Annotated in this window: 14 protein-coding genes; 5 read left to right on the forward strand and 9 right to left on the reverse strand. The window is 70.0% G+C overall.

Annotation, left to right across the window (positions count from 1 at the left end; all coding sequences use genetic code 11):
* Positions 1–258: 258 nt before the first annotated feature.
* The 4 genes from OEB96_RS09200 to OEB96_RS09215 all read right to left on the reverse strand — a co-directional run bounded on the left by OEB96_RS09200 (position 259) and on the right by OEB96_RS09215 (position 5051).
* Complete coding sequence (locus OEB96_RS09200; protein WP_266215133.1) at positions 259–1482, reverse strand: hypothetical protein; 1224 nt, start codon at positions 1480–1482, stop codon at positions 259–261.
* Between the two features lie 138 nt (positions 1483–1620).
* Complete coding sequence (locus OEB96_RS09205; protein WP_266215134.1) at positions 1621–2631, reverse strand: phosphatase domain-containing protein; 1011 nt, start codon at positions 2629–2631, stop codon at positions 1621–1623.
* Positions 2632–2757: 126 nt separating this feature from the next.
* On the reverse strand, positions 2758–3783 hold the full coding sequence (locus OEB96_RS09210; protein WP_266215135.1) for a succinylglutamate desuccinylase/aspartoacylase family protein: 1026 nt from the start codon (positions 3781–3783) through the stop codon (positions 2758–2760).
* Between the two features lie 89 nt (positions 3784–3872).
* On the reverse strand, positions 3873–5051 hold the full coding sequence (locus OEB96_RS09215; protein WP_266215136.1) for a YncE family protein: 1179 nt from the start codon (positions 5049–5051) through the stop codon (positions 3873–3875).
* Positions 5052–5148: 97 nt separating this feature from the next.
* Here OEB96_RS09215 and OEB96_RS09220 point away from each other — a divergent pair, with 97 nt between their 5' ends.
* From OEB96_RS09220 to OEB96_RS09235, 4 genes are read left to right on the forward strand one after another with little or no spacing between them, the layout of a single operon-like run.
* Positions 5149–6975 carry a hypothetical protein gene (locus OEB96_RS09220; protein ID WP_266215137.1) on the forward strand — a complete coding sequence of 609 codons (1827 nt, stop codon included), beginning with the start codon at positions 5149–5151 and terminating at the stop codon, positions 6973–6975.
* Positions 6972–8183 (forward strand): multiheme c-type cytochrome, encoded by a 1212-nt coding sequence (locus tag OEB96_RS09225; protein ID WP_266215138.1) that lies wholly within the window; start codon positions 6972–6974, stop codon positions 8181–8183. The genes OEB96_RS09220 and OEB96_RS09225 overlap by 4 nt, the downstream gene beginning before the upstream one ends.
* A 24-nt stretch (positions 8184–8207) precedes the next feature.
* On the forward strand, positions 8208–10019 hold the full coding sequence (locus OEB96_RS09230) for a hypothetical protein (protein ID WP_266215139.1): 1812 nt from the start codon (positions 8208–8210) through the stop codon (positions 10017–10019).
* A gap of 34 nt (positions 10020–10053) precedes the next feature.
* Positions 10054–10857 (forward strand): hypothetical protein, encoded by an 804-nt coding sequence (locus OEB96_RS09235; RefSeq protein ID WP_266215140.1) that lies wholly within the window; start codon positions 10054–10056, stop codon positions 10855–10857.
* Between the two features lie 28 nt (positions 10858–10885).
* On the opposite strand, the gene OEB96_RS09240 is transcribed toward OEB96_RS09235, so the two are convergent.
* The 5 genes from OEB96_RS09240 to OEB96_RS09260 form a co-directional block, all read right to left on the reverse strand.
* Positions 10886–11326 carry a type II toxin-antitoxin system VapC family toxin gene (locus OEB96_RS09240; RefSeq protein WP_266215176.1) on the reverse strand — a complete coding sequence of 147 codons (441 nt, stop codon included), beginning with the start codon at positions 11324–11326 and terminating at the stop codon, positions 10886–10888.
* Positions 11327–11336: 10 nt separating this feature from the next.
* A complete protein-coding gene (locus OEB96_RS09245; protein WP_266215141.1) occupies positions 11337–11645 on the reverse strand; it encodes a hypothetical protein in 309 nt (102 codons plus the stop codon).
* 71 nt (positions 11646–11716) lie between these two features.
* Positions 11717–12097, reverse strand: a complete 381-nt coding sequence (locus OEB96_RS09250) for a HEPN domain-containing protein (protein ID WP_266215142.1) — start codon at positions 12095–12097, stop codon at positions 11717–11719.
* Positions 12098–12300: 203 nt separating this feature from the next.
* A complete protein-coding gene (locus OEB96_RS09255; protein ID WP_266215143.1) occupies positions 12301–14298 on the reverse strand; it encodes a DNA gyrase/topoisomerase IV subunit B in 1998 nt (665 codons plus the stop codon).
* A 28-nt stretch (positions 14299–14326) separates the two neighbouring features.
* Positions 14327–16759 carry a DNA topoisomerase IV subunit A gene (locus OEB96_RS09260; protein WP_266215144.1) on the reverse strand — a complete coding sequence of 811 codons (2433 nt, stop codon included), beginning with the start codon at positions 16757–16759 and terminating at the stop codon, positions 14327–14329.
* A gap of 198 nt (positions 16760–16957) precedes the next feature.
* On the opposite strand from OEB96_RS09260, the gene cysC reads away from it, so the two are divergent.
* A complete protein-coding gene (cysC, locus tag OEB96_RS09265; RefSeq protein WP_266215145.1) occupies positions 16958–17560 on the forward strand; it encodes an adenylyl-sulfate kinase in 603 nt (200 codons plus the stop codon).
* Positions 17561–17568: the final 8 nt, after the last annotated feature.

A 17568-nucleotide genomic window follows, 5' to 3' on the forward strand; every position in this document is an offset into this window, starting at 1 on the left:
AGTCCGGTACAGCCCTCGAAGAACCGAAGTCTTACCGCTACCGTTGGGTCCGGTGAGGATCAGGTGACGTCGAGGAGCGTCGGGGAGCGCAATCGGAATCTCCAGATCGCGCACGGAGAACGCGCTGCGCACATACAGTGAGGTCAGAAAGTGCTCAGCGTCCGCAGACACGTCGACGATGGTAGCGCATCGTGCTCCACCCCGTGAATGACTCGATGGGGGTCGCCCCTCATCGGCACGGCTCTTATCACCCCAGGCTCATCCAAAACGGAACGACCTCCATCGATCCCGCGTGGATGTGGACGACTTCGAACGACTCTGGTGCACCTCGTACCGGCACGGGCGACGCGACCGCAGCCCGAACAAGACGCCGAGCAGCGCCAGCGGCCCCGCAGCACCGCCGGGCGCGGTCCGGCATCCGCAGCCGCCGCCGCCTCCACCATCTCCATCGGCCCCCGGCTCGCCGGTGGTCGCCCCGGCGGTGCCGTCGGCCTCACTCCCGGTTTCGGTCCCGCCCGCCTCGTTGCCTCCGCCGGTGGCGTCGGCCCCACCGCTCTCGTCTCCGGGCATCCCACCGGTGGTCTCCCCGTCGCTGGTCGTCCCGGGATCCTCCTGGGTCGTGCCCACGTAGTGGATCGCGTTGGCCAGGATCTGGAAGTTGCTCCCGTTCACGTCGTCGAGCGCATTGGGCTGGTACTCGCCTGGCTGATAGAACACCACGTGCCCCATCCACCCGGCGCGCCGCAGGTCGTAGCCGAGCACCCTCGGGGTCCCGCCGGTGTCGCTGGCAAACAGGATCGTGCGCTCCTCGCCGCCCTCGGTGAGCAGATCCAGCGCGTCGTAGCGCTCGTCGGGGGTGTTGTTGAAGAACCCGTACTCGCCATCGGCAACCCCGACGCCCCCGAAATTCCGCGTGCTTGGGTAGCGCATGCCCTGGTCGACCACGAAGTGCCCGGGTGCCACCGCGATCACGTCCTGCCCTGCGCCGGGGTCCCAGGCGATCGAGCTGGCCCGCCCGCCGAGCAGCTGCAGGATCGGCTCCTTGCCGCCGGCCTCGTAGATCCCGTGGTGGAACACCACCACGCCGCCGCCCGCCTGCAAGTGAGCCTCGAAGGCCGCCGTGAGCTCGGCCTGCCGATCGCTGCCGTCGCACCCCGTCGCCGAGAGGTGGGCGAAGTACACGACCACGTCGACCGAGCCGGGAGTGCCCAGCATCGTCAGCGGATCGTCGATGCACTGGCTGCTCACCTCGTCGATGAACTCGACCTCGATGCCAGCGCCGGGACTCTCGATGGCTGCCGCCAATTCGCCGGGCTGGGTGAGCTGGTCCTCCGGCAGTCCATGAGGATTGACCTCGTCGCTGATGATCACGATGCGCAGGGGATCATGAGCGGGCAGCTCCGCCCCCGTCGCCACCGCCGGCCCCACCAGCACCATCGCCCCCGCCGCCCATCCCTGGGCCCGCTTCTTCAAGCCACGCATGACGGGAACGCTACCATCGATCTTCGCTTGGCGGCCCGTCGAAAAGCGTCGCCTGACGGCGCCGCGGGGCCTACCGCCAGGCTTCGCCTGGCTCCTTGGCGGCCCGTCCAAAAGCGTCGCCTGACGGCGTCGCGGGGCTCATCCCTCGCCGACGAAGCGGGGCGGCGTCCACAAGCGCTCGGGGCCTCGACGCCACACGGCCTCCCACTTGGGGTCGGGGAGCCCTGGATCGGTGAGCGGCGGAATCTGCTGCTGCGCGGCCATGCGCTCGCCGAGCGCCATCGTCTGCTCGGGCGAGAGCAACGCGCGGCCGCACAGGTCGCGCAACCGCTCGCTCAGCTGCTCGGGGGCCAACCCCCGCAACAGCAGCGAGCCAGCCACCCGCAGCACGCCCTCCTCGGACACGCTGCCTTCGCGCATCAACACCGCGGCCATCTGGAACGGACCACGGCAGCCGATGACCCCGGGCCCATAGTCGAGGAACACGTCGGGGTCGACGTAGCGCTCCATGCGGATGTAGGCGCGCTTGACCCCTCGCCCCGGCGCCAGGCGACGCCGGGCCGTGACGATGGCCGCGGCGTCGCCCTCCATCACTCCGTTCAAGCGCAGGATCCGAAACAGATCGGTCACCGGGATCCGCCCGGCGAGCACGTCGGCGTAGAGGGCAAAGGTCAGCGGATCGGTCTCGAGATCGTCGCCGATCAGGTTCTCGATGGCACCACGCGGCAGCTCGGCGCGCCCGGCCAACAGCGCAGTGAGCTTGAATCCGACCTGCTCTCGCAGCCGGCGCAGCCGCAGCTTGCGGAACACCCCCACCCAGTTCTTGAAGGTGGTGCCGTCGAAGCCGATGCCGTCGAGCATCATCTTGCGCTCGATCACGGGCCGCAGCTGGGCGGGACTGGCCGAGACGAAGTAGAGCGGCGTGTCGCGCCGCTCGGGGCCTGGACCGCGACGGATCTCGCGAAACAGCCGCGCCATGCCGGCGATGTCGACCTTGTCGGCCGCGCGCTCGAACGGGATCCGAGCCATGCCCTTCATGCTCGAGATCTCGGTGGCGAGGTACGTGCGATCGATGTCGGCCACGAACACCTCACCCTCCCAGCCGGGCTCGAGGGTGCGGTAGTTGGCCCGGTGAATCGGGAAGCCCACGCGCACCCCCACCTATCAGACCGCGTGGAGGAAGACCAGTGCCCCGACCGTGATCGCGATCCCGCCCGTGGTCACCAAGGCGCTCGACGAGGCCTCGGCCGCGCCCCCGCGGCCACGATCCTACGGCTAGTCGTCGGACACGACCTTGGGCCACGAGGCGAGGGTCGCCCCCGGATCGGGGAAGTCGGGGGGCAGCCCCTCGATCCCCAGGTGCAGGATCCGCGAGCCCGCTTGGTTGACCGGATTGACGCTCTTGCCCACCACGATGCCGGCCTCGGGTGCCTCGTACTCGCAGACGGTGTCCCCGAACATGTCGGAGACCCGCGCGATCCGCTGCCCGGCCGTCACGCGCTCCCCGACCTCGGGGTACACGTCGAGCAGACCACCGCGGTCGGTGTAGATCCAGTACGAGCGCCCGCAGATCACGGGGTCGGCCGAGTGCAGCGGCGCCCGCTCGGGCACCATCTCGAGGTGCTGCAGCACGTTGAAGCTGCCGCGCACCGAGCTCTGGATCCGATCCCGCTGGAAGCGCGAAGGATCTCCGATCTCCACCGTGATCGCATGCACGCCCATCGCAGCCGCCGCCGAGCGCAGGGTGCCGTCGGCACTGGCGTTGTGGACGATGATCTCGGGACGCTCGAGATACGCCATGCGCGAGGTGACCGCGTTGCGCAGATCGGCGCGCACGTAGAGCGAATTGACCCGTCCCGCGCTCGCGGTGTGGAGATCGATGAGGTAGTCGAGATGGCGGATCACCCGCTCGATGAAGCGATGGGCATAGACATGGGACATCGCGCCACGGGGCACGCCCGGCATCACGCGATTGAGGTCGGCGTTGTCGTTGAATTCACGACGACCGGCGAGGTAGCCCGGCACGTTGACCACCGGCACTGCCACGACCGTACCGGCGAGGGTCTCGGGCTCGATCGACGGGATCACGCGCTGGATCACCCGCACCCCGTTGAGCTCGTTGCCGTGGACGGCCGCCGTGAACCCGACGCGAGGACCAGGGCGCGCCCCCTTGACCACCATCACCGGCAAGCGAACCATCTCGCCCATGCCGTCGCGCACCATGTCGACGCGAAAGCGGGTGACGCTGGCCGGGGGGAGCGCATCGAGATCGAGGGCTTCGACGACTTGGATGACGGGCATCGCTGGAACCGGCCTGCTAGCGTACAGGGCTCGGGCACGGCGCGATACGGGCAAGCACGATCGGCGAGGCCCCCGGGCCCGAGACGAGGTCAGGTGGCATGGTCCGCGCCCTCGGGGCGCAGCTCGAGCAGCTCGTTGGTCAACCAGCTCGTCGCCAGCACGCGCAGCTCGTCTCCGGGCACCACGCCGAGCCCCACGATCTGGTGCGTGCGCGGCATCTCGTGGGTGCGGTGCAGCATGTTCCGAAGATCCACCAGGGTCACCGTCGAGCCGCTGAAGTCGGCGATGGCCACCCAGCGGCCGTCGCCGCTGATGTCGATGGTCCGGGGATTGTCGCCGGTGGGTGCTTCTCCGAGCACCTCACCGGTGCGGGGATCGAACCAGCGCAGCGCGTCATCCCCACTGCAGGAGACGTAGAGCCGCGCCTGGTCCGGCGAGAGCACCAGGTGCCGAGGGTTCTCGCAGGCCTCGAATTCGAGAGCCGGCCGCACCTGTCCCGGGGCATAGACCTGCACGCGGTGATCCCACATGGCCCCGACCAGGAGCGTGCCGTCGGACATCAGCGCCATGCCACGCGGACGCCGACCGGTGCGGAGGGTGTGGTCGACCCGCCGCGCCGGAAGGTCGACCGCCGAGACCGTACGCGCCGACCAGTTGGACACGTACAGCAGCTCCCGCGCCTCGTCGACCACCATGAACTTGGGGTTGTTGCCCACCTTCACCTCGTGCCGGACCTTCAGCGAGCTCGCGTCGACGACCTCGATCACGCCTCGCGCGAAGTTGGACACGTAGACGGTGGATCCATCGGCCGAGACCGTGGCCTCGGCCGCGTTGCCGCGAAAGTCGATGTGCCCCACCCGCTCGAGGCTCGCGGCATCGTAGACGTAGACGTTGCGGCGACCGGCGTGGCCGAAGTTGCACACGTAGAGGCGCGAGCCGTCGGGCGAGATCGTCACGCTCTTGGGCTGCACGCCGGTACGCACGCGGCGGGTGATCTCGAGCGCGGGGCCTCCGGGGGACGCGATGAGCGGACGCTCGGGCGGCGGTGGCTCGGGCGGGGGCTCGACCGGGGGTGGCTCGTGAACGAGCGGCGGCTCGGGCTCGGGCGACGGCTCGGCGGCGGTGGGCTCGACGGTCGGCTCGGCCTCGGCGATGGCGACTGGAACGGCGTCCAGGGGCTCGGCCGGCGTCGTCCGCTCGGACACCGGCTTGGGGGTGCAAGCGAGCGTCGACGACAACAGGCCGATCGCTGGCCGAACATGACGCATCGGCCAACCCTATCACTTGCGCCCGAGTCGCTCGATCCGATGCAATGCCGGGGGCTCCCCGGGCGTGCTGACCGGGTGGAGCCATCCACGGTGCCCCATGCGCGAACCATTCCTCGTCCCCGTCTTCTCGATGCTCGGATTGCTGGCGGCATGTGGCGCAGAGCCACCCGCGAACCCAGCCGAACGACCCGCCGAGCCCGTGGTGCCGAGCAATGCGTCGGACGCGACACCAACCGACGCCCAGACCACCCCGACCGGCACGGCTCCGGCTGACGCTGCCGCGGCCGAGCCCGCTGCGCCCGACACCACGGCCGATCCCACTCCGACCATACCGGGCTCGACGCTGCACGTGGTCGCTCTGCGCGAAGGGGCCGTCGATCTCTTCGTCCACCGACAGGCTCCCGTGCTCTCGCTGGAGGGCGAGCCGGTCCCATGGGTGAAGGGTCGCTTCGTGCCCGAACCGAACGGCGCTCGCGGCCTTCCTCCCAGCTTCGAGCCCATGGCCCACATCGGCTTCACCCGCGCCATGGGTGGCGACTCGCAGGCGCCCCTCCCCACGTGGGTCACCCTCGAGACCATCTACGACCGCGCGGGCGCGCGCTACGACGTGCATCGGCGCGATGGCGATCGCTGGCGACCAGTCGAGCGTACCAAGGGTCCGATCGTGGCCCACTACCACGCCTACGTGGAGCGCGAAGGAGCCCTGCTGGGCCTGCAGGTGTGGAGCCCGACCGAGGAGTCCTACTACGACGAGTCGGAAGACGAGGAATCGATCGCGGCGGCTGCCGCACTGGAGCGAGCGCTGAAGCGCGCGCGCCCCACGTGGGTACGCCTGGTCGGCGCCGAGGTCCCGATGCCCAAGATCCCGGCCAAGACCGCGTTGACGGGTGCCGTCACCACCTCGGATGGGACCCTCTACGCCATCACCGAGCGCAGGAGCGAAGACTCGCCGCATCGGCTGCTGCGGTGGCGACCGGGAGGGGTCGACGCCGAGTCGGTGGTCGTGCCCGGGCTCGACCGCACCTACGAGGCCTCGCTCTCGACGAGCGGCGACTGGGTCCTCGCCCATGGTGGCATCGAGGGCGAGGGCGAAGGCCAGGCCGACGAGGCCTACCTCGCAATCGGGCATGCGGACGCCTGGGAGCGCATCCCCATGCCGCTTCCGCTGGGCGACCGCGACATGCCCCCGAACGTCCTGGCCGCGAGCCGAGCCCCCAACGGCGAGCTGTGGATCGCCCTGGGCGTACGCGACCTCCCCATGGGGGGCGAGCCAGTCCCGGTGTGGCGCAAGCCGGTCGATGGCGCGTGGGAAGCGGTCCCCTTGCCCAGGGTGGAGCTCGGTGCGTTCGGGCCGAGCAAGACATGGATCTTCGAGGGCGAGCACGGCCGCAACACCTGGGTCGAGCACGAGCGCGAACCGATCGATCACTCGTCGACCCGCGTGGTGGGACTGACCTGGGCCGCGGGTGCGATCTGGGTGGCGCTGCAGCTCGATGGCGACTCCGCCGACCACGGGCCGCGCTCGGTGGTCCTGACCAACGATCCCACGGCCACCGCGGTGACCGTGCTTCCCCCGGTGTGGAAGACCGAGCTCGAGCGCGCCAACGCAGCCAGCGGCTCGGCCAAGCCCGGTGAGCGCGGGTGCGATTCGTTCACGGTGGTGCTCGGGCCTGCCTCGCTCGCGACCGAGCACCCCGAGCGCGTCGACGCGGTCGACGCGATCGAGGTCGAGGACGTCATGCAACCGGTGAGCACGATCTACGTAGCCGAGCTCGGTGGAGCCAAGGTGCTGGCGACCCGCAGCCAGGTGAGCTCGCCCGCCGAGGCCGAAGCGGTCCGCAAGGCCGTCGCTGCCGTGGTGGGCACCGAGGTCGAGCTCGTGTGCCACAACCCGATGCTGGAGACGGTGGTGAAATCCCATTGAGCGCGCTCGGCCCATCGTGGTGGGCGCTGCTGGGGCTGCTGGTCGTGGCGTGCGAGGCCGGCCCGGCCGGCCCGGCCGTGGTGGTGCCGCACATCGAGCCCACGTCCACCAGTCCGACCATGGCATCCGAGCCCGAGCCGGTCGTCGTCCGACCCGCGTGGCGTGACGGCGACGGCGCGCTCGTCCGGGCCGAGCACTGGCTGCCCGGCCCGGCTCGACTCGATGATCCCCCTCGTGATCCCGCCGCGCGCCACCTGGCCGATGGAGCATGCCAGCGCTGCCATCACGCGATCGCCCACGATTGGCTCGGCTCGCAGCACGCGGGATCATGGAGCAGCCCCGCGTTCCAGCGCGCGTTCGCGTCCGAGCCGCGTGCGTTCTGCCAGCGCTGCCATGCCCCCGAGGAGCGAGCGTCCACCGCCGTCGGGGAGGTCACCGAGCCCGCCGCGAGCCTGGGCGTGGGCTGCGTCACCTGCCACGTGCAGCCCGGCACGACCGAGGTCTGGGCCGCCCCCCGGGCCGGTGCGCATCAACCCGATCGACCCGCGCCCCACCCGATCGCACGCAGCCCGGCCTTCGCAGGTCCGCAGGCCTGCGCCCGCTGCCACGAATTCCCGTTTCCCGATCATGCGCTGCGCGATCACCCCCTGGCCATGCAGTCCACCGTGACCGAGCACGGCCGCTCGGCCTTCGCGGCGCTCTCGTGCGCCGATTGCCACATGCCGCGCGACGCCGACGGCCGGCGAAGCCACGGCTTTCCCGGTGCCTACGACGGCGCGATGCTGGCCCAGGCGCTCGAGATCGACGCGGCGCGTCCAACCCCGTCCACCATTCGGATCCGCCTCGCCCCCGGGCGTGTCGGACACGCCGTGCCCACCGGCGATCTGCTGCGCCGGCTCGAGCTGCGGGTGCAGGTCGATGGTGAGGACGAGCCGGCGTTCACCGCCACCAAGCTCTTCGGTCGTCGCTTCGGCCAAGCCTACCAGTCGAGCGGCGTGATCGTGCGCGACGAGCTGGCCGACGACCGCGTGGGCACGGGACCGGACGCTGGCGTGCACGTGGCCACCTTCACCCTCCCCGCTCCGCTCGCCGGCTCTCCCGTGCGCTGGCAGGTGCTCCACCAGCGCGTGGCCGCGATGAGCCGAGATCCATGGCGCGCTCCGATCGAAGGCCAGGTCCAGGTTGCGGCTGGGCTGCTCGTTCCGTGAGGACCGACTCTCCCGAGGTTCGTCATGATCCGTGAAACTGCCATTGCGTCCCTGCTCGTGCTTCCCATCGCGTGTGCCCGCTCCGAGGACCCGCCGACTCGGACCATGGCCAACGACCCGGCCGCCTCGACCGTCCCCGTTGCGCACTCGGCCGAGCCTGCACCGGCGGCGGCCGTCGAGCCCGCCGCGGCCGTCGAGCCCGCCGAGCCCGCCGCGGACGTCGAGCCCACCGCGATCGTCGAACCCTCCCCGCCCGTGACCGGCGACCTTCACCTCGTGGCCATTCGCGAGGGCACGCTCGAGCTCCTGCCCTACCACGACGCCCCCTTCGTCGTCCTCGACGGCGAGCCCATCCCCTGGGTCGATGGCCGCTTCACCCCCGAGCCGTACAGCGCACGCGGGCTGCTCCCCCTTCGCGATCCCCTCGTCATGCGAAGGAGCACCCTGGCCCTCGGCGGTGGGCTCCAGGATCCACGACCGACCTTCGTGACCACCGAGCAATACGACGATCGCAGCGGCTCGGTCTACGAGGTCCATCGACGCCAGGACGGCCGCTGGCGTCCACTCGATCTCCGCGAGCCTCCACTCGCGTCTCACTACTCGGCCTACGTCGAGCGCGAGGGAGCCCTCCTGGGCCTACGCGCCTGGGACCTCGGCGACGTGCTCGTCATGGACGGGCCCCCCGACGAACTCGACGACGAGCAGAGCGAGGCTCGGTACGAGGCCAACCGCCGGGCGCTCGCCCGGGCGCGCCCGTCATGGGCTCGGCTGTCCGGGCCGTCGATCGCCCTGCCCGAGATCCCCACCGAAGCAGTGCTCGTCGCGGCGGTCGGCACCTCCGACGGAGCCCTGTTCGCCATCGACTCGCCCCGCGGCAAGAACCCCGGGCGTCGGCTGCTGATGTGGCCGACCGGCGCCACGACGGCCGAGACCATCGCCCTGCCGGAGCTCGAGCGGGCGCGGCACGTCGAGCTCTCCGCCAGCGGCGACTGGGCGCTCGCCTACGGGAGCCTGGCGAAGGGCGGCCGGTCCACCGAGAGCTTCCTGGCGGTGGGCCGCGGTCCCGAGTGGGAACGGATCCCCGTCGAGTCGACCCCTCGCGGTCCGGGCGGCACCGCCGACCTCGTGGGTGCGGCTCGGACCCCGACCGGCGAGCTATGGATTGCGAGCCACCACGCCGAGCCGGTGTGGCGCAGGCCCGTGGGCGGTTCGTGGGAGCCAGTGGCGCTGCCCAACCCGCCCACCGATCCGTTCGGCCCCAGCGAGGACTGGTTCTTCGAGGGCATGGAAGGGCGCTTCGACTGGACCAAGCTCGAGCGAGGACCGCTGCGCATGAGCGCGACCAGGGCCCGAGGGCTGACATGGGCCGCCGGTGCAGTGTGGGTGACGCTCGAGGTCGTCGCGTCCCAACCCGACCGAGTGCCGCGCACCATGGTGCTCGCCAGTCGACCCTCGGCCGACGGACACCAGGTGCTCACCCCCGCGTGGCTGACCGAGCTCCAGCGCCATAACGCCGATGTCGCCGACGCCGAGCCCGGCAGTGTCGGCTGCGAGGTGTTCTCGCTGCTGCTGGGTCCGGCCTCGCTCGCCCGCGAGCGGCCCGAGCTACCCGACACGCTCGACGGGCTGGCCCTCGATCCGGACACGTTCGGCGCGATGTACGTGGGCCAGCTGGGCAAGTCCGCGAAGCAGCTCGTGGTGCGCACCTTTGCCATCGGGACCGAGCGCGTCACCGCCACACGCGAAGCGGTGCAAGCCGCCACCGGGCTCTCGGTCACCCTCGACTGTCGCATCGCCCACCTCGAGACCATGGTTCGCCCACCACCTCGGGAGTGACCGCCTCGCGCGGTACACTCCCGCTCGAGTTCCCATGCAACGCGTTCACCTGGTCGAGCTCGAGGACCTCCCCTGGTTGCCCAAGCCCATCCGCGACGGCGGCACCGACGTGCTCGACTTCATGTTCGCGCGCATGGGCTTCTACCGGGCGCTGGTCCCCGAGCTCGCCGCGCTGATGGAAGCCACGGGCACCCGTCGCCTCGTCGACCTGTGCTCGGGCGGAGGCGGGGGTGCCATCGCGATGCGAGCCCTGCTGCGCGAGCAGGGGCACGACGGCTTCGAGCTCGTGCTCACCGACCGCTACCCCAACGCCGCCACGGCCGAGCGGGTCACGGCGCTGGGCGATCCCGACGTGCACTGGCGCGCCGAGCCGGTCGACGCGTTCGACGTGCCGCCGTCGCTTCGCGACGGCATCCGCACCATGTGGAGCGCGCTCCACCACTTTCGCCCCGAGGGCGTACGGCAGCTCGTCCAGGCCGCCGTGGACGACCGCGTGCCGCTGGCGTTCTTCGACGTGGCCGCTCCGCCCGCGCTGCGCAAGCTGCCCGGTGTCGTGGTGCCCCTGCTGGCGATCCCCAACATGCTGGTCCTGTTCACGGCATGCGTGTTGATGGTGCCGTTCGTGCGCCCGTTTCGCCTCGGCCGAGCCCTGCTCACGCTCCCGCTGCCCGCGATTCCCCTGCTCTACGCCTGGGACGGCATGGTCTCGGGACTCCGCGCCTACACCCCCGAGGAGCTCCTCGAGCTCGCCCACGCGGTTCGGGGCAGCGAAGGCTACGAGTGGAAGGCCACCCGCGGCGGTCCGGCGCTGTGCCTGCTCGGGCGCCCCAAGCCGTGATCACTTCGCCGCGGCATGGCACTCGCGACTACGGCTCGACGGTCAGGTCATCGGGATCGATCTCGTTCCAGTGCCGAACGTCGAGGCCGGGCACCGTATGGAACACCTTGTCGGCAGTGATGACCACTGCGCCCTCAACGAGCGCCTGAGCGGCGATGATCGCGTCGGAGTCCGAGAGTCCCTCTCGTTGGGGCCCTTCTCGCCGCGTCGCCGAGGCCAGAGAGGCGGCCCGCGTCATCACATCCACGGACAGGGGTACGAACCGCAGAGACCTCGACATCTCCTCGAAGTGCTCGAGGCTCCGTTCGGCGCCCCTGAGTTCGAGGGCGCGGCGGAGCTCGTAGACAGCTACGACCGAGACGAGGAGCTCCGGAGGAGACGGGGCGAGCAGGAGGCGTCGGAACCACTCCTTGGCATCCTGATGTCGACCGGGGATGCAGACCTCGAGGAGCACATTGGCATCCAGCATCAGCTTCACGTCAAGCCGCTCCTCGTAGACGCAATGGCTCGATGTCTCCGACATCGACCGGTGGGTCCGTGTCCGCCCTCTCGTCGATCCATTGCGCCACGAGCTCGGCCAGTACCTTCCGATACCACCCGTCCACCACGTCGGCGTAGAGGCGGCGCGACTCGGCACGCGTATGGAACACGATGACGAGCGGCCCACCCGCCGTTTCGTCGAGTTGCGAGCGCACAGGCCGAAGCCTGCGAAGGAGGTCGCGTTGCTCGTGAGCGTCTGCGTCGAAGACTTCCAGCGTACGATCGCGCCCATCGAAGTCGCAGGCCATCTCGCCCCAGCGCACGGGCCTGCGATCGAGCAATTCGGAGACTCGGGCGGGGATGGCGTCGCGCTCGAGGGTCATGCTGCCTCCCCCAAGAGCCTCGCCACCAGCCGTTCCGCGCCTTCGTACGCGAGCAAGGCCTCGTCGAATTCGACTTGGTCTTCGAGGTAGTCTGCCCTGATGCGGAGCGAGTAGAGCAGCTCCAGCTCCTCCGCAGCGTCGGTATCGAGGATGCCCCATGACCTGGCGTCCCGAGGAAGCCGATCGTGACGGAAGTAGCACTGCCCGTCGTCGGTGAACGCCACGCCGTCCCGCAACGCACGATCGGCGACGGCAAGGTAGGCCGCGTAGTAGATGCGCGATGCAGCCGCGTTGAGCAGGCCTTCACGGCCCTCCTCGTCGGGCAACAGCCGCTCGGCCGCCTCGAGATTCTCCTTCGCCTTCTCGTCCAGCCGCACCCAAGAAGGATACGCGATGTTCCTCGAGCCGACCAACGAAGGACATGGCTCGATTGGAGTCACTCGGGCGCCGTGCACGGCATCGATACGCCCATGATTCGACTCGGTCCGGGTCCGTGTCATCGGCGGCACGACCACCACCAACCAGTTCGACTCGGGCGGGCCATGCCCGCGATTCCCCGAACGCACCTCCCCCTTGGACATCAGATGTCCAGCTCGTCCGCCTCCGACGCGCGCTCCATGATGAACGAGTAGCGCGCCCCCGCGTCCTTGCCCATCAGGTCCGAGATCGTCCGATCCGTGGCCAGCTCGTCGCCGATCGACACCTGGATCAGCTGCCGCTTCTTCGGATCGAGCGTGGTCGACTTGAGCGTCTCGGGCATCATCTCCCCCAGCCCCTTGAAGCGCTGGATCTCGGGCTTGCCGCGCTTGATCTCGGACAAGAGCCGCTGCAGCGCGGCGTCGTCGGCCACCCAGTGGGTCTCCTTGCCCACGTCGACCCGATAGAGCGGAGGCTGGGCCAGGTACACGTGCCCGCGCCGCACGAGCTCGGGCATGTAGCGGTAGAAGAAGGTGAGCAGCAGCGTGGCGATGTGGTGCCCGTCGGAATCGGCGTCCATCAGCAAGATGACCTTGCCGTAGCGCAGGCGCTGGAGTTCGAAGTCCTTGCCGATCCCGCAGCCGAGCGCCTTGACCACGTTGCCGAGCTCCTCGTTGCCGAGCACCTTGGCCAGGCTCGCCTGCTCGGCGTTGAGCACCTTGCCGCGCAGCGGAAGGATCGCCTGCGTCTGCCGATCGCGCCCCATCTTGGCCGAGCCACCGGCGCTGTCGCCCTCCACGATGAACAGCTCCGAGCGCCGTGGATCGGTGCTGGCGCAGTCGGCCAGCTTGCCCGGGAGGTTCAGCCGCCCCGCGGCCGCGTTCTTGCGCGAGACCTTCTGGCTGGCCGCGCGCGAGGCCATGCGAGCCCGCGCCGCCGCAATCACCCGCGCCACGATCGACTCGGCCGCGCTGCGGTTCTCGTGCAGCCACTGCTCGAGCGCCGGCCGCAGCGTGCCCTCGACCTGCGTCACCACCTCGGGGTTGTTCAGGCGGTTCTTGGTCTGGCTCTGGAACTGGGGCTCGAGCACGTAGGTGCTGAGGATCACCACCAGCCCCTCGCGCATGTCCTCGAGCGTCACCGCGACGCCCTTGGGCTCGAGCTTGTGGGCCTGCATGTACGCCCGCAGCGCCTTGCCCAGCGCGTTGCGCAGCCCCTGCTCGTGGGTCCCCCCGTCGGGGGTCGGCACGCCGTTGACGAACGAGTAGGTCGCGTCCTCGGTGGACTCGGTCCACGCCAGCGCGGCCTCGAGCTTGGGCTCGTCGTCGCGCTCGCACGTGAACAACCCCGGGTGCACGGCGGGCTTGCCCCGCACCTGCACCAGCTTGGCCAGGTAGTCCACGATGCCCTGCGCGTGCTGGAATTCCTCGCGCGTGGGGCCCTTGGGATCCACGAACACGATCTTCAAGCCGCGATGCAGGTAGCTCTTGGCCTCCAGCCGCTCGCGCAGCACCAGCGGGTCGAACGTCACCTTGGGGAACATCGTGGAATCGGGCCGCAGGTGCACCCGCGTTCCCGAGCCGCGCGAGGACCCGAGCTTCTTGAGCTTGCCCTCGGGCACCCCTTGCAAGAAGCGCTGCTGCCAGCGACCTCCGTCGCGCCACACCTCGACCGTCAGCTCCGACGACAGCGCGTTGGCCACGGCCGCCCCCACCCCGTGCAGGCCGCCCGAGTGCTTGTAGCTCTGATCGTCGAACTTGCCGCCGGCGCCGAGCTTGGTGAACACCGCGACCACCGCGGGCACCTTGAGCTGCGGGTGCAGGTCCACCGGGATCCCGCGGCCGTTGTCGACGATCGAGATCCCCTGGTGATCCGCGTCGAGCTCGACCGTGATCTCCGAGGCGTGCCCGTTGATCACCTCATCGACCGCGTTGTCGAGGATCTCCCAGATCAAGTGGTGCAGGCCGTCCTTGTTGAGCCCGCCGATGTACATGCCGGGCCGCTTGCGAACGTGGTCGACCCCCTCGAGGAACTGGATCGCGGTTGCGTCGTAGCCCTTGCCGCCCGCGGCCCGCTTGGTCGACTTGCTCGCGGCGGTCTTGCCGCTGCCAGCCTTCTTGCTGCCCGACTTCTTGCTGCTGGTCTTCTTGCTGTTGGCCATGATCGCATGCCCTCGCGCTCGCGTGCGCTCAGCCCTCGGCGTCCTCGCCCTCGGGGTTCAGGTCGGGGACCGCAGGTGGCGGCAGCTGCAGCCGCTTGACCTGCCCACGCTTGAACACCGGCCGCCCCTTGCCCCCGCGGGTCGCCGGCTCGCGATCGCTCCCGCCGAGCTTCTGGGTGCCCCCGGTCGACTTCTCGATCTCCACCTGTACATCGGCGGTGAACGCTCCCACCACCTCGTCGCCGGCGTCGAGCTTGATGAAGCGCACCCCCTTGCCGGCCCCCGACAGCAGGTTGACCTCGCCCGCCGAGCAGGCGAGGAGGCGCCCCTCGCGGGTCAGGGCGCACACCACGTCCTCCACGTAGACCTTGAACACGGCCACCACCTCGTCGCCCTCGGACAGCCGCGCGAACATGCGGCCGCGGCTGGTGCTGGGCTCGCGGTGCGCCCACAGGGCAAAGCGCAGGCTCTGGCCCTGCTTGGTGATCGCCAGGAGGTGCGGGTACGGCTCCTCGTACTCCTCGCCGAGCTGCGGCTTTTCTTCGGCGAACTCCGGCATCACCCGCCGGTCGGTGCCCACCGCCCCCACCACGCGCTCGCCGTCCTTGAACTTGAACAGCTTCTGCACGGGCGTGCCGTGCCCGGTCGAGGGCGGCACGTCGTTGATCCGGCACACGTAGGCCGAGCCCATGTTGGTCAGGATCACCACGCACTCGCGGGTGCTGCCGCCCACCAGCGCCAGCGGCTCGTCGCCCTCGCGCATGCGGGTGGTCTCGAGGTTGATGGTCCGCTGGCGCTTGATCCAGCCGTCGCGCGTCAGCAGCACCACCGCGTCTTCCTCGACGATGAAGCTCTCGGCCGAGAACTCCTCGGTGATGTCCTCGGCACCGAGCTTGGTGCGTCGCGAGTCGGCAAAGCGCGTGCTGACCTCCTCGAGCTCCTGCTTGACGAGGTTGCGGAGCTTGGCCTCGCTCTTGAGGATCGCCCGGATCGCCTTGGCCTGCGCGCGCTTGTCCGCCAGCTCCTCGCGGATCTTCTGGATCTCGAGCTTGGCCAGCCGATAGAGCTTGGTCTCGAGCACGGCATCGGCCTGCTCCTCGTCGATGCCGAACGCCTTGCACAGCTTGGTCGAGGCATCGGCCTTGCCGTCGGAGGCGCGGATGATCTTGATGGCCTTGTCGAGCGCGTCGAAGATCTTCTCGAAGCCCTCGAGGATGTGGATCCGCCGCAGCAGCACCCGCAGGTCGTGCTCGAGCCGGCGCCGCACCGTCTTGATGCGAAAGTCCAGGAACTGCTGCAGGATCTGGCGCAGGTCGAGCCGCGCCGGCGCCCCGACCTCGGGGTTGTCGGTCGGCACCAGCACCGTCAGGTCCACCTTGACCGAGACCTGCAGCCGCGAGTGCTTGAACAGGTAGGCCATGATGAGCTCGGGATCGACCGTCGACTTCCGATCGAGCTGCAGCTCCACGTAGGTCTCGCGGGTGCTGAGGTCTTGCACGCCGATGAGCGCCGGGAGCTTCTTGCTGAGGATGATCTGCCCGATCTCCTCGCAGAGCGCCGCCTTCTCGACCCCGTAGGGGATCTCGGTGATGACCAGGGTGGGCCCCTGCTTGGACTCCACCTGCTTCCAGCGCCCGCGGAGCTTGAACGAGCCGCGCCCCGACTCGTAGATCGCCAGCAAGTCGGCCCGGCTGCCCACCAGCTCGCCTCCGGTGGGGAAGTCCGGGCCCCGCACCGACTTCATCAGCTGCTTGACGGTGAGCTCGGGCTGGTCGAGCAGCGCCGTGCTGGCGCGGATCACCTCACCCAGGTTGTGCGGGGGGATCGCGGTCGCCATGCCCACTGCGATCCCGGTGCCGCCGTTGACCAACAGCTGCGGGAAGCGGGCCGGCAGGACCACCGGCTCGCGCCCGGTGCCATCGAAGGTGTCGCGGAACTCGACCGTGTCCTTGCCGAGCTCCTCGAGCAGCTGGCTAGAGATCTCCGACAGCCGCGCCTCGGTATAGCGGTAGGCCGCGGGCGCATCGCCGTCGATCGAGCCGAAGTTGCCGTGCCCGTCCACCAGCGGGGCGCGCATCACGAAGTCCTGCGCGAGCCGGACCATCGCGTCGTAGACCGCCGAGTCGCCGTGCGGGTGATACTTGCCGATCACGTCGCCGACCACCTTGGCGCTCTTGCGGTGGCGACCGTCGTACACGAGCCGCAGCTCGTGCCACATCGTGAACAGGATCCGGCGCGCGACCGGCTTGAGACCGTCGCGCACGTCGGGAATGGCCCGCGCCGTGATGACGCTCAGCGCGTAGTTCAGGTACTTGCGGCGGGCCTCCTCGGCCAGATCGCCGCGGATCTCCCGATCCCCGCTGCCCCCCTCCGGGGTCGCGGTGGCCCCGGGGGCCTCGGGCGAGACGACAGGCGCAGTTCCCTGGGACAGGGCGGGCGGGAGCAGCTCGAGCTGGGTCATGGCGCGAATTCGTGCGGCCGAGGTGCTTCGGTCGCGGGGGTGAACGGTCGCGCAGGTGATCGGCCACGTCCAATTTCTTGCATTCCCGGGGCGGGTGATCGGGGTCTCATGTGCGCATACTTCGCACAGAGGCCCACGGCGTCATGGGCGCAAGCTCGGTCTTTACGGGCGCGAGGGCCCCGCGCTATTGCCAGGGGCATGCCGGAGCTGTCGGTGGGAGACCTGGGCACTGCACGCCTCGAGCCGGAGGACCGCGAGCGCCTCCATGGCCACGGCGGGGCGCTGTTGTGGTTCACGGGCCTGTCGGGCGCGGGCAAGAGCACCATCGCCAACCTGGTCGACCACGCCCTGCACCAGCGCGGGCGGCACAGCGTGCTGCTCGACGGCGACGTGGTGCGGACGGGCCTCTGCGGCGACCTTGGGTTCTCGCCGCACGATCGGGCCGAGAACGTACGGCGGATCGGCGAGGTGGGCCGGCTGTTCGCCCAGACCGGCGTCATCGCGATCGTGGCCGTGATCGCCCCCTACGCGCAGGATCGCGACGCGGCCCGGGCCCGCATGCGCGAGGATCGGTTCATCGAGATCTTCGTGGACGCACCGCTGCAGGTCTGCGAGGAGCGCGATCCCAAGGGCCTCTACGCCAAGGCCCGCGCGGGGGTGATCAAGGACTTCACCGGGATCGATGCGCCCTACGAGACGCCTACGAGACCCGAGCTGCACCTCGACAGCAGCGGGGGCGTGGGCGCGCAGGCGCTGGCGGAGCAGGTCCTGGCCTACCTCCGCCAGCACGGGTTCGCCTGAGCGATCAC

It is taken from the genome of Paraliomyxa miuraensis, from assembly GCF_026337845.1.
GTDB classification, from domain to species: domain Bacteria; phylum Myxococcota_A; class Polyangia; order Nannocystales; family Nannocystaceae; genus Paraliomyxa; species Paraliomyxa miuraensis.